Genomic DNA, 12,222 nt, shown 5'->3' with positions numbered 1-12,222 from the left:
GCGACGGTACACTTCGCTATCCAGTGACCGTGATCGGCTCCCTCTACACACGACCAGTCGGAGAGGCCCGACTAGGTTCTCGAGACGCCCTGTGACCAGGCTGCGCCGTATCTCATGGCCTAGCTTGCAGCGCGCTGATACGCCTCGAGCACGGTGGAGGGAATCCGGCCGCGGTCGGGTATCTGGTGCCCATTGCGGCGAGCCCACTCCCGCACGGCCTTCGCGTCCCTCTGCCGACCGGCTGCGGTCGCCTTCGTCCGACCCCGTCCACCGATCCTGCGCGCGAAGGGGATCCACTTGTTCAGACCAGCGCGCAACTCGCGGGCGTTCGCCTCGGACAGATCGATCTCGTATGACACCCCGTCAACGCCGAACGAAACAGTCTCCGCAGCGTCCGACGCACCGTCGACATCGTCGATCACAGTGACAACAATTTTGCGCGCCACGCCACACCTCCACTAGCCAAACCCTGCCCGACCCAAGCTCCAACGCGGCACAATAGCAGCACACCCTGGCTCTTCCGCACAGAACCCGACCACGCTGATGCGCAGCGTGAACCGCTCCGGGTTTGGTGCCCACCTTCTTTCTTGGGAAAGATGGGCAGATCGTGCCTGCGAAGTACGACGAAGCGACCTAGGCAGTGTCCTCAAAGCCACATGAGCAGGGTGGCCAGGTCGAGCATCCCGCGATAGGAAGTGGCGGTTTTGTCGTAGCGGGTGGCAATCGCTCGATACTGTTTGAGCCGGTTGAAGCAGCGTTCGACCACGTTACGGCGCCGATAGGCCACGGGATCGAACGTCGGCGGCCGGCCACCGGCACTGCCACGGCGACGCCGGTTGGCCTGCTGATCGACGCGTTCGGGAATCGTGGCGGCGATACCGCGACTGCGCAGGTGAGCACGGATGGCGCGGGTGGAGTATCCCTTGTCGGCAAGCACCCGCCGCGGTCGCTTCCATGATTTGCCTCGGCCGGGTTTCGGCATCCAGATCCCGGCCGAGACCTGGGTGAACATGGTGCAATCGTTGATGTTGCCCGCGGTCAGCAGCAGCGTCAACGGCCGCCCGTGACCGTCACACGCCAAATGGATTTTCGTAGTCGGACCACCACGCGAACGCCCGATAGCATGATCAACTGGTTCGCTGTGCCCGCACCCGGATCCGTTGTCCCCCTGTGTGAACCACACGAGTCCGGGCACCGGCCGCGTGCTGGTGAACGCGCACGAGCGAGGAATCCACCGACACCTCACGATCGAGTTCATCGATCGCTTCGGCGATCACCTGCACCTGCGCCACGAGCATCGCCAGGGTGCCGTTGCGCGACCACCGCCAGAACCGGTTGTAAACCGTTTTCCACGGCCCGTATCGTTCGGGCAGATCCCGCCACGCCACCCCGGTCTTGGACTTGTAGAGCATCGCGTTCAGGATCCGCCGGTCATCCACCCGCGGACGGCCTTTTGCCCCCGAGACCGGCAACAACGGCTCGATCGTGCGCCACTGTTCCTCGGTCAACTCATGCCTACGCGCCACGACCACACATCAAATCAAACCGGCACCTCGACCGCACAGGCTTTGAGGACACTCTCTAGGCCAAAGCGGTCCGGCTGGTCATCGATCACCGTGACGACTACGACAGCGAGTGGGCCGCGATGAAGGCGGTCGCGGCCCGGTTGGGGATGACCACCGAGACGTTGCGTAAATGGGTCCGTCAGGCCGAGGTCGACCGGGGTGACGCTGATGGTGTCACGACGGAGGCCGCGCGAACGATCCGCGAACAGAAGCGGAAGATCGCCGAGCTGGAACAGACAATCGAGATCCTCTCGGCAGCAACGTCTTTCTTCGCGCGGGCGAACGATTCACGACAGAAGTGAGCTGTGGATTCATCGCCGAGTATCGGGATCGGTTCGGGGTCGTTCCGATCTGCCGTGCGCTGACCGCGCACGGATGCACGATCGCCCCGAGGACGTTCCATGCCTGGACGCGGCGGGCACCGTCGAAACGGGCGCTGTGGGCCACCACGGTGACCGAGATCCTGGCCAGCTACTACGAACCCGACGCGCGGGGCCGGCGCGCGCCGGAGTCGTTGTATGGGGCGGCCAAGATATATGGGCTATGCACTCCACGCCGAGCAACCGGCTGGAGACAGATAAACCGGTGGGCATCAACCCGACGAGGTCGAGGGCGGCGCGAACGATGCTGTCGGTATCGATGCCGTGGTAGCGGTACACGTCGTCGAGAGAGCCGACCTGTCCGAATCTGCTGACCCCGAGTGCTGCACCGGCGACATGGTTGATGCCGGTCAGGAAGGCCAGGGTGTGCGGGTGACCGTCGAGGACGGTCACCATAGGTGCTGACCGGTCGGCGGGGAACACCTGGTCGAGGATCCACGACGGGGCGTCGGCCAGGCCGCGGCGGGCCTGCGCCGCCTCGAACAACAGCCCCGGACTGGTCACGCATACGACGTCCGCGGCAATACCCTGCTCGGCCAATCGATCAGCGGCAGCGAGGGTTTCGGTGATGATCGCACCCATGCCGACCAGCGTGACGGACGGGCTGTGGCTGTGCCGGAGCATGTAGGCGCCGGCGACCACCTGCCGGCGTCGGCGTTCCCGCGCGGCCGGGTCGTCGGGAACCGTGGCGAGCGTCTGGTCGACCGGGCGGGTCGAGAGCCGCAGGTACGACGAGGAGCCGTCCGGCCGGCCCAACCGTGAGATGCTGTCGAGCAGTGTCAATTCGACGTCGATCGCGAAGGCCGGTTCGTAGCTCACACAGCCGGGCTGTTCGAGGCCGATCGACGGGGTCTTGATGGACTGGTGCGCGCCGCCCTCGGCGGCGAGGGTGACGCCCGACGGGGTGCCGACCAGGATCGACTGCCCGCCCGCGTAGATCCCGTACGACCACGGTTCGAGGGCCCGTTCGACGAACGGGTCGTACATCACCCCGATCGGGAACAACGGCTGCCCCCACCGGCTCCAGGTGGCACCCAACTCCCCCATCAGCCCGACGAGGTTCGTCTCGGCGATGCCGAGTTCCATATGCTGACCGGTGGGCTTCTCCCGCCAGTGCATGATCGTCTCGGCATCGTCGTCGAACCAGTTGCGGCGCTCGTTGGGCGACCACACCCCCACCTTGTTCAGCCAGCCCGCCAGGTTCGTCGTCGACGAGACGTCGGGGCTGACCGTCACGACCCGTTTGGCGGCGTCGGGGGCCTGACGGCTGAGGTCGAGCAGCGCCCGGCCCAGCGCCGCCTGGGTCGTCGAGGTACCCGATGGCGTGCGGCCGATATCGGCCGGCACCGCGGGCGGTGTCGCAAGGTCGACGGGGTCACGCTGGAGCTGCTGGGAAACGGCGGTGCAGACTCGGCCGGCGGCGCTGTCCGCAGCGAAGGGCTCCCACGGGTTCGCGGGGTCCATCCCGAGTTCGGCCGCGAGTTGCTCGTACTGCTCCACGGTCAGCAGCGACGAGTGGTTCTGCGGATGTCCCTGCGTCGGCAGGCCCCGGCCTTTGATGGTGTAGGCGATGATCACCGTCGGCCGAGTGTCATCGATCTGCGCATATGCCGCACGCAGGGCGTCCGGGTCGTGGCCGCCCAGATTGCGGATCGCCGCCAGCAAGGTGCCGTCCTCGAGATCGGTGATCAGAGAGGCGATCGCCCCGGCATCGGGGCCCTCGCCGGGTAGCCGCCCACGCAGCTGCTCGGCGGTGCAGCGCAGCAGCCGCTGGTACTCCGGGTTGGACATATCCAGGATCCGGGTCCGCAGCTCCGGCCCGCCGGCGCGGGTGAACAGCGACTCCAGCAAGGTCCCGAACTTCACGGTGAGCACCTGCCACCCGGCAGCGGAGAACATGGCCTCGAGCCGGCCCGCGGCGATATTCGGCACCACCCGGTCCAGCGACTGCCGGTTCAGGTCGACGATCCACACGATCTCGCCCAATTCGGCGACGGAGGTGTCGAGGATCGCCTCCCACACCGCGCCCTCGTCCAGCTCGGCATCGCCGACCAGCGAATACTGCCTGCCGTTTCCGGCGCCACCGATCGCGGTCTCGACATAGCGCCGGGCGATAGCACCCCAGATCGGCGCCGTCGCGCCGATACCCACCGACCCCGTCGAATAGTCCACGGGATCAGGGTCTTTCGACCGGCTCGGGTACGACTGCAACCCGCCGAACTCACGCAAGGTCGTCAGGTACTTCTCGTCCAACTCGCCGAGCAGATAGTTAATCCCGTGCAGCACCGGCGAGGCGTGCGGTTTCACCGACACCCGGTCCCCGGGTCGCAGCTGACCTAACCACAGCGAGGTCATGATCGACACCATCGACGCGCACGACGCCTGGTGCCCGCCCACCTTCAAACCGCTCGGATTCGGGCGCACCCGGTTGGCGTGGTGGATCATCGCTGTCGACAGCCACAGCACGCGATTCTCGATATCACGCAGCGTTTCCGAGCCGGCATCAGCAATCGGGGCGTGCGGATCAGCGGACGAGGTCGTCGCGGTCATAAGTCACTTCCTGATTCGACTGAGAAGAGTTGTGTCTGTGAGTAATTCGCCGTAGAAATCCGGTGCCGGAGTCATCCCGATATGGCGGTGCACCGGGGCCGGCGGCCGACTCCCGACCTCGCCTCGTGATCACCTGGGACACGCTGAGGCCTTCACGATATGAGGGGCCCGGCCCGGCGGATAGCCGGTTTGCGAGATAACCCGTCCACTAGACGAACCGCAGGCGGAACTGGTGATTCCACGTCTGCGGCGGAGTGCCGTCACGCCCACGCCTGTCGAGATTCTTTGTGCAGATCTCTCATCATCATGACTACTGACATACAATTCGAGCAAGTTCTCCCGCAGAGATTAATCATTCTGCACACCATCGTTGACTCGCTCCAGCTGGAGGTTGGCACAATGCCCACGCCCACCGTCGATTCCATCGACGCGAAAATCCTGCGCGCCCTGAACGAGGACCCCCGCGCCACCGTCCTCGCCCTGGCCGACAGATCCGGTCTCTCCCGCAATACCGTTCAGGCCCGGCTCACCAAGCTGGAGAAGCAGGGCGTCCTACGTTCCTTCGACCACCGGATCGACCCGGCCACGCTGGGTTATCCGCTGACCGCGTTCGTCCTCACCAAGGTCACCCAGCGCAAACTGGCCCCGATCGCGGCGGCCCTCGACAGCATCGCTGAGGTAGTGGAAGTGCACGGGCTCAGCGGCGTCACCGACCTTCTCGTCCATGTCGTGGCCCGCGACGCCGACGACCTGTACCGGATCGCGGGCCGAATTCTCGATATCGACGGCGTCGAACAGACCAATACCGCGCTCGTCATGCGCAAACTGGTCGATTACCGGGTGACGCCCCTGCTCGAACCACTCGCCGACCACTCCTGAGCTAACCGGTGTGTGGGCATTCTGCGCACGCACACACGTGCCGACACGGCGATCGCGAGCAGAATGCTGAAATGGGATGTCGCCTCTTGCCGGTGAGCGGGGGCCGGTGTTCCACTCTGTACTCGCCCACCAGCGAGCAACTCTCGTTGCGCATCGTCCTCCGATCCCGAGGATGCCCGGCAGGCCGCGAAGCCAGAATCGGTCCTTCGACCGCCGTGCCGATCACACCGCCGAACCAGATCGAAGGACATCCCTGTGAGTGCAACGAGCCGACTCCGTGAAAAACCGTAGCCCCACGCCGAGCCGGAACGTCTGCCCGAACTCGTCACCGGAGCACAGACCGTGGTGCGTTCCCTCGAGGAGCTCGGCGTCGATTGTGTCTTCGGCCTACCGGCCGGTGGTGGTCGACTTCGTCGTCAGCAACGACGCCCTCGTCTGGCCGATGATCGCCGCGGGCGCGAGCAACAATCACATCATGGCTGCCCGGGGAATCCGCCCCCTGTTCGACGACGAGGACGAACACCAGGTGATTCGACCACTGCCACGCACGGCGCGCTGACCCGCAACCAGCGGTCGCATCGGTTTATCGCCGGGCTCGAGCGACAACGGACCCGCCGGCCCAGACTTGGTTCGGGGTGCAAGCCGCTCGACGAGTATCGGTTCGCAAACTGCACACACTCATATCGCAAATCGAACGCTCACCCTTCGCATACTGCACATACAGTTGTCGCATATTGCATATCTCAAGGTGTATCATCAGCGCCGTGTCCCCTCGAAATCTGCTGCCCAGACATGCTGCCGCGGCCATCGAAGCCGCTCTGACCGACACGCGCGTGGTACTGGTCAACGGAGCACGGCAAGCCGGCAAGAGCACGCTGGTCCGACACATCGCCGGCCAGTCCGATGCGGAATGGCGCGACCTGGACCGGCCGCGGGACCGCGAAGCAGCGCTAGCCGATCCCGAGGGGTTCGTCGACGCCGGGACGCCCCTGATCATCGATGAGATCCAGCGGGCACCCGAGCTCCTGCTCTCCATCAAGGTGGCCGTCGATTCCGATCCCCAGCCAGGTCGGTTCCTGCTGACGGGATCGTCCCGGCTCCTCGGGCTGCGGGGTCTGCCCGACACTCTGCCCGGGCGTATGGAGACCATCGAGCTGTGGCCGTTCTCCCAGGGAGAGATCGACGGAACCACGGATGGGTTCATCGATGCAGTGTTCCGCGACGGACCAGCACTGCGCCACACTTCGCAGATCCTACGAACCGATTACGCCGACCGAATCGTCCGCGGCGGGCTACCCGAGGCCGTGATGCGTACCGACCCCCGGCGCCGGACCCGGTTCTTCGACAACTACGTGCAGAATCTGATCGAGCGCGATATTCGGCAGCTCTCCGAGATCGAGCGTGTACCACAGCTGAAGGCGCTGCTACGTCTACTCGCTGCCCGCTCCGGAACGACGGTCTCGGCCAACGGACTGGCGAGCGAACTCGAACTGTCACGCCCGACAATCCAGCGCTATCTCACCCTGCTCGACGAGGTCTATCTGATCAAACAGATACCTGGATGGTCCCGCAATATCGGCACCCGTGTCACATCCATGCCCAAGCTGGCGTTCGTCGACTCGGGGATCGCTGCCCGGCTACTCACCACCGACGCCCACGCACTCCGACGCCCGGAGGGCCCTTTCGGCCCACTCCTGGAGGGATTTGTCACCTCCGAGCTCGCCCGGCAGCTGACCTGGTCGGAGACAGAAGCCGACCTGTACCACTATCGCGACCACAACAAGGTCGAAGTAGACATCATCCTCGAAGATGCACACGGCCGGGTCGTGGGGATCGAGGTAAAGGCCTCCAACACCGTCCGAGGCAACGACTTCCACGGTTTGCGGCGGCTCGCCGACCGACTCGGAGACGACTTCGTGGTCGGAATCGTCCTCTACACCGGCACCGATACCCTGCCGTTCGGGCCTCAGTTCCGCGCTATGCCGGTCGGGGCACTGTGGGAGACCGGAACCAGCTGAGCGAAGCCGCGCCCACGATCAGCGGATCCGGATAACTTGCTCGAAAGGCGAGCCAGCAGTCGGGCGGTGGTCGCCGGACGTCCGACTCGGCAGGCCGACCAACGCCGGCTCAGCTCTTGGTGAGTGCTTGGCCACGGATCCACTGGAACAGAGTGGGGTTGTCGGTGCTGGTGATGACACCGACGGTTGTGTGCAGGTAGCGGTCGTCGTCGAGCAGGGCGAGCATGCTCGCGGCCAGATCGGCGCGGGAGGTGAACCGGCCGTCGGCGTGGCCCTGGACAAGGGTGTAGTCGGTGATCTCCAGCCGGTCGTAGAGGCCGCTCGGGCGGACTATCGTCCATTCCAGATCGCTGGCGCCGATCAGCGTTTCCATTCGCCGCATATCGTCGTACAGTGTTTTGCCCAGCACTCGGGTCACGTACGGCAGCAGTACTCGGTTGAACAGGAACCCACCCTCGGAGTACTGGTGTGGGTCGACTCCCGTCGAGCTGACCACGGCGAGCCGCCGCACTCGATGTCGTTGCATCGCTGCGACGATATTGGCCATGCCATGTGAGTACGTGGTGATCGGTTCCTTGCCGGCGGGCACCCCGAGCGTCGAGAGCACCGCCTCGCGCTCCGCTACGACGGCGTCGACAGCGACCGGATCGAGCACATCGGCGCCGACCACTTCGAGTCGATCATGGTGCAGAGGGAACGATTCCGGTTGCCGGGTGACCGCGGCGACCTGATGTCCGGCGGCGAGCGCCTGGTCGGTGAGCAGGCGGCCGGTGGGTCCGTTGGCTCCGAAGACTGTGATGCGCATGGTGCTCGTCCTTTCCTGGATTACGACGCTTGCAGGCCAACCGTCTGGGAAGTTGCGCGCAAGGGACCGAGTGCTTGCGGCCCGATGCCGGCCATCCGGCCGCTGCCCACCACTGCTACCTGCATGTCAGCTCTCCTGCCTGGGGTATTGGGATGCACATAAGTGCCCGAAGGCCGCGAACCTGTGACAATGCGTGCTGTGACCGGCGCCACTACGCCCGGATGTCACAAAGTGACCGCGGCACACCACTGATGCATGTCCTCTTCGACCGGTCCGACAGACGGGAGCGTGACATGAGCACCGAACGCGGAGACCCTGCCACCGAGGTTTTCGTCGCCCACCGCAACCTGCTGTTCACCGTCGCTTACGAGATGCTCGGTTCGGCCGCCGACGCCGAGGACGTCCTGCAGGAGACCTGGATGCAGTGGGCAGCCATCGACCTCGGCACGGTGCGGGATCAACGCGCTCTGCTGGCAAAGATCACCACTCGGCAGGCGATCCGGCGGCTGCGCACACTCGGGCGCCGCCGGGAGTCCTACGTCGGCCCGTGGCTACCCGAGCCGCTTCTCACCACACCTGACGTGGCCGAAGATGTGGAGCTGGCCGAGAACGTCTCGATGGCGATGCTTCTGGTGCTGGAAACACTCACTCCGACCGAGCGGGCGGTCTTCGTGCTACGCGAGGTGTTCGACCTGGCCTACGACGAGATCGCCGAAGCCGTGAACAAGAGTCCGGTCGCGGTCCGGCAGATCGCCCACCGGGCCCGCGCTCACGTCGCTGCTCGCCGGCCGCGTGGAGCCGTGTCGCCGGTCGAGGCCCGACAAGCGCTCAGGGCGTTTCAACGAGCGGTCGAGACCGGCGATATGCAGGGCCTGCTCGATACTCTGGCGCCGGATGTCGTGTTCTTGGGAGATGGCGGCGGAGTCAAGCAGGCGACGCTGCGGCCCATCGTGGGCGTCGACCGAGTGGTCCGCGTGTTGAGCGGCGGCACGGGCTGGCTGGGCGGCGCCGCATCGGCCGAGCCGGCGCAGGTCAACGGCTGTCCCGCGCTGATCATCCGACTCGACGGGCAGGTCGACGGCGTTGTGGCGGTGCGGATCGATGACGGCCTGGTCACCGGGCTCTACTACGTGCGCAACCCCCACAAGCTCTCGCGTATGCAACGCGCAACCGCTCTCGACCGTTGACTTGCGCCCATCTCCAGGGAGGAGCCCCCGATGCATACCCGAATCACCCTGATCGGCGGCGGAATCGCCGGTCTCACCGCAGCCATCGCCTGCGCCGAGGCCGGTATACCGGTGCACCTACACGAAGCCCACCAGACCCTCGGCGGCCGCAGCCGGGCTACAGCCGCACCCTATGTCGCACATGAGGGCGCCCACGTCTTCTACGCCGACGGACCGCATTACACCTGGCTGAAGAAGCGCGGCTTCGTGGCGGGGTTCGGATGGCCCGGTCCCACCGCCGCCGGTAAGGTCGCCTTCCGCGCCGACGGTCGGCTGCGGCGAACCCCTCCGGCCGCTGTCTTGCGCGCACAGCGCCGCGACCCGCCGCACGGAAGAACAGTGAACAACCCGGACCCGAGCTGGTCCCGAGGGAACAATGAACGGTAGCGGCGCCGCATCGAAGTGGCGAATCGGTGTTCAGTCGGCTCGAGCGACCGCGGACCCGCCGATCCAGATCTGGTTCGGGATCCGGGCCGCGGCGAGATCGGCGGTAGGGTCGGCGTCGAGGAGCATGAGATCGGCGCGCTGCCCGACATCGAGCGCGCCACGATCGCCGAGACGAACAGCCGAAGCAGCATGCGATGTGGCAGCCCGGAGCGCCTCGGTCGCGGTCATCCCCGCAGCCTGGAGAAAGCTCAGCTCGTCGTGCAGTGAACTGCCATGCGCGACAGGGGCGAACGGAGTCTCGTTCGCGTCGGTGCCGGCGATCACCGCGACTCCCGCCTGCAGCAGCTTGCGGACGCTTTCGGTGGCGTTCTCGATCGCGGCTTCGGCGCGGTCACCCAGACGCGCGTGAGCCATCACGCGCATCATCACCAGCGTCGGGGAGACGACGGTTCCGGACTCCAGGAGGCGTTGGACGGTGTCATCGGGCAGTGGACGGTCGAGCGGAGCGTGGGTGAGGATGTCCACTCCGGCGTCGAGCCCACGTTCGAATGCTGCCGCGGTGACGACGTGCGCGACGGTCACCAGTCCACGCGCGTGGGCGCCCTCGACCAACGCTCGAATGGTCTCCACCCCGAGCGCAGGAACCTCCGTCGCGGCCGGGTCCTCGACGATGATCTTGATCAGGTCGGCCCCGCCGGCGGTGCGCCAAGCGAGATAACGCTCGGCGTCGCCGGGTCCGGTCACTGCACCTTCGGCAGGAAAGCCCATCAAGGCGATCTGGGTGCTGCCGGGCGCCGAAGCCGCCGTTCCGGCGCTGAGGAAGTTCGCGACGCCCGCCTCGGCGCGAAGCTGATCGATGAGCTGGTCAGGATGGGTGCCGAGGTCGACCATGGTGGTCACCCCGGCACGCGCCGCCGCCTGCAGGGTGTCGCGGCTGCCGAGGTGGACGTGGGTGTCGATGAGTCCCGGCAGCAGAAATCGCCCTTCGCCGTCGATCACTTCCCCGGCGCGCCGATCTGTTCCCGCGGGCGCCACCGCCTCGATCGTGTCTGCGAAGCGAACATCGAAGGCCTGGTTCGGAGTATTGCTCAGCGGGAGATATACGTTCTGGATGGTCGTGGTCATAACTCACTTCCTCGGGGTCATAGCGGTCACGGTCGGCGCAACAAGGTCGGTTTCTTTGCAGCCCAGTCGAATTGGGCTTTCGCGGTCGGGACCAGCTCGGTCGACGTACGCCGCAGACAGGGGCAGCTTAGGGCTTCCGGTCAGTGCGGCGGCTTCGGTGAGGGTGGCACCGGACCCAGACGCGGTCAAAAGACCTCGAGGTCTTTCGCCACGGTCACGGGGCCGCTGTAGGACTGTGCGATCGCAGCGATCGCGTCTTCCTCGCTCCCCCCGCTGAGCGCGTTGTGGCTCAACATCACCATGCCGGGCTTTCCGGCTTGGGCTATGCGCCCGATCTCCGCCGGCGTCAGATGTTCGTCAACGAAGTGCTGGTACACACTCTTCTTCCCGGCTTCGGTCAGGTCGGGCCGCTGCCCGGTGACAACAGCCAGGGACGCGTCGGCGTCGATCACCTCCGTCACGAGCAGGTCGACTCCCGCGACCAGCTTCGTCATCTTCTCGCTCGGCCCGGTATCTCCGGTGAAACCGATCGATCGGTCCGGCAGGTCGAAGCGGTACGAGAGCGACACGTTCTCGACGAGCTCGCTGCTTCCCTCCGGGAAGCTGTAGTGGGTGTTCTGTGCGGCAGTCAGCTTCGCGGCACCGATGTCCACGGTGCCGCCGTCGGAAATCTCCACCACCGAGACGCCGTTGGCGGGTTCGCCTCCGGAAGCGAAATCCTGACTCCTGGCGTTGAACAGCCTGGTCGCCGGCGCCACGGCGGCGAGGAGCCCGTCGACCATCGCCTTCGTGCCGGGCGGTCCGTAAATCGTCAGTGCTTCCGGGCCGGGGACCTGTAGTCGCAGGCCCAAGAGGGCAAACAGCCCGCCGGTGTGGTCGAAGTGGAGGTGGCTGATGACCACGGTGTCGATCGTGCTCGGCGGAATGCTCATCTTCCCGAGCTGGTTCACGGCTCCGGCACCTGCATCGACCAGGATGTGGCGGTCCTTGGTCACCAGCAGGTTCGCCGGCTGCGAGCGATCGACTTGCGGAAGACCGCCGGCGCCGGTTCCGAGGGTGACGAACTTCGAAGACCCGTCGTAGACCGGGGACAGGTCCGGCGCCGAGCCACCGGTCGGCGACGCGACTGCCTCGTCGCCCGCGGAGCTTGCACATCCGGTGACCGCCATCGTGACAGCTGCGATCGTCGCTACGGCCGTCACCGACGCCCGGCGCAGACGTGGACTGGGCATTCTCATGGCCGAGTCTCCTCTGGTGCATTGACGTGTGAGCCCAACTCGCGTCCGC

General features: G+C 65.9%; 9 protein-coding genes and 3 pseudogenes. 6 read left to right on the top strand and 6 right to left on the bottom strand.

Annotated features, from left to right (window positions below):
* Window positions 1–119 precede the first annotated feature (119 nt).
* The gene (locus OG804_RS02355) at window positions 120–446 is read right to left on the bottom strand and encodes a histone-like nucleoid-structuring protein Lsr2 (RefSeq protein ID WP_328393363.1); all 327 of its coding nucleotides are present in this window, start codon (window positions 444–446) and stop codon (window positions 120–122) included.
* Between the two features lie 200 nt (window positions 447–646).
* Window positions 647–1,532: pseudogene (locus OG804_RS02350) on the bottom strand (IS5 family transposase).
* A 68-nt stretch (window positions 1,533–1,600) separates the two neighbouring features.
* Here OG804_RS02350 and OG804_RS02345 point away from each other — a divergent pair.
* Window positions 1,601–2,103: pseudogene (locus tag OG804_RS02345) on the top strand (transposase); the annotation flags it as partial.
* Between the two features lie 64 nt (window positions 2,104–2,167).
* Here the strand turns inward: OG804_RS02345 and OG804_RS02340 are convergent.
* Window positions 2,168–4,495, bottom strand: a pseudogene (locus OG804_RS02340) (transketolase-like TK C-terminal-containing protein); the annotation flags it as partial.
* A gap of 399 nt (window positions 4,496–4,894) precedes the next feature.
* Here OG804_RS02340 and OG804_RS02335 point away from each other — a divergent pair.
* From OG804_RS02335 to OG804_RS02325, 3 genes are all read left to right on the top strand, one after another.
* Window positions 4,895–5,374: an Lrp/AsnC family transcriptional regulator gene (locus OG804_RS02335; protein WP_328393361.1), complete on the top strand. Its 480-nt coding sequence runs from the start codon at window positions 4,895–4,897 to the stop codon at window positions 5,372–5,374.
* A gap of 376 nt (window positions 5,375–5,750) precedes the next feature.
* Window positions 5,751–5,933, top strand: coding sequence for a hypothetical protein (locus tag OG804_RS02330; RefSeq protein ID WP_442941922.1), 183 nt, complete (start codon window positions 5,751–5,753; stop codon window positions 5,931–5,933).
* Between the two features lie 205 nt (window positions 5,934–6,138).
* Window positions 6,139–7,392, top strand: coding sequence for an ATP-binding protein (locus OG804_RS02325; RefSeq protein ID WP_328393359.1), 1,254 nt, complete (start codon window positions 6,139–6,141; stop codon window positions 7,390–7,392).
* A gap of 109 nt (window positions 7,393–7,501) precedes the next feature.
* Here the strand turns inward: OG804_RS02325 and OG804_RS02320 are convergent, their stop codons facing one another.
* Window positions 7,502–8,197 (bottom strand): NAD(P)-dependent oxidoreductase, encoded by a 696-nt coding sequence (locus tag OG804_RS02320; RefSeq protein WP_328393357.1) that lies wholly within the window; start codon window positions 8,195–8,197, stop codon window positions 7,502–7,504.
* Window positions 8,198–8,490: 293 nt separating this feature from the next.
* Between OG804_RS02320 and OG804_RS02315 the strand changes: the two genes are divergently transcribed.
* Window positions 8,491–9,384: an RNA polymerase sigma-70 factor gene (locus OG804_RS02315; protein WP_328393355.1), complete on the top strand. Its 894-nt coding sequence runs from the start codon at window positions 8,491–8,493 to the stop codon at window positions 9,382–9,384.
* A gap of 30 nt (window positions 9,385–9,414) precedes the next feature.
* Window positions 9,415–9,810 carry an NAD(P)-binding protein gene (locus OG804_RS02310; RefSeq protein ID WP_328393353.1) on the top strand — a complete coding sequence of 132 codons (396 nt, stop codon included), beginning with the start codon at window positions 9,415–9,417 and terminating at the stop codon, window positions 9,808–9,810.
* A gap of 30 nt (window positions 9,811–9,840) precedes the next feature.
* On the opposite strand, the gene OG804_RS02305 is transcribed toward OG804_RS02310, so the two are convergent.
* Both OG804_RS02305 and OG804_RS02300 read right to left on the bottom strand, forming a co-directional pair.
* Window positions 9,841–10,935 (bottom strand): amidohydrolase family protein, encoded by a 1,095-nt coding sequence (locus OG804_RS02305; RefSeq protein WP_328393351.1) that lies wholly within the window; start codon window positions 10,933–10,935, stop codon window positions 9,841–9,843.
* A 185-nt stretch (window positions 10,936–11,120) separates the two neighbouring features.
* On the bottom strand, window positions 11,121–12,104 hold the full coding sequence (locus tag OG804_RS02300; protein WP_328393349.1) for an MBL fold metallo-hydrolase: 984 nt from the start codon (window positions 12,102–12,104) through the stop codon (window positions 11,121–11,123).
* Between the last annotated feature and the right edge of the window lie 118 nt (window positions 12,105–12,222).

The organism is Nocardia sp. NBC_00416, from assembly GCF_036032445.1.
GTDB lineage: Bacteria > Actinomycetota > Actinomycetes > Mycobacteriales > Mycobacteriaceae > Nocardia.
Note: the sequence above shows the minus strand (reverse complement) of the source record. Positions and strands in the feature narration are given on the sequence as shown.

Excerpts from the sequence above, each read along its gene's own strand:
- OG804_RS02305 (WP_328393351.1), bottom strand. The coding sequence starts at position 10,935 with ATGACCACGACCATCCAGAACGTATATCTCCCGCTGAGCAATACTCCG.
- OG804_RS02315 (WP_328393355.1), top strand. The coding sequence starts at position 8,491 with ATGAGCACCGAACGCGGAGACCCTGCCACCGAGGTTTTCGTCGCCCAC.
- OG804_RS02310 (WP_328393353.1), top strand. The coding sequence starts at position 9,415 with ATGCATACCCGAATCACCCTGATCGGCGGCGGAATCGCCGGTCTCACC.
- OG804_RS02335 (WP_328393361.1), top strand. The coding sequence starts at position 4,895 with ATGCCCACGCCCACCGTCGATTCCATCGACGCGAAAATCCTGCGCGCC.
- OG804_RS02320 (WP_328393357.1), bottom strand. The coding sequence starts at position 8,197 with ATGCGCATCACAGTCTTCGGAGCCAACGGACCCACCGGCCGCCTGCTC.
- OG804_RS02300 (WP_328393349.1), bottom strand. The coding sequence starts at position 12,104 with ATGGCGGTCACCGGATGTGCAAGCTCCGCGGGCGACGAGGCAGTCGCG.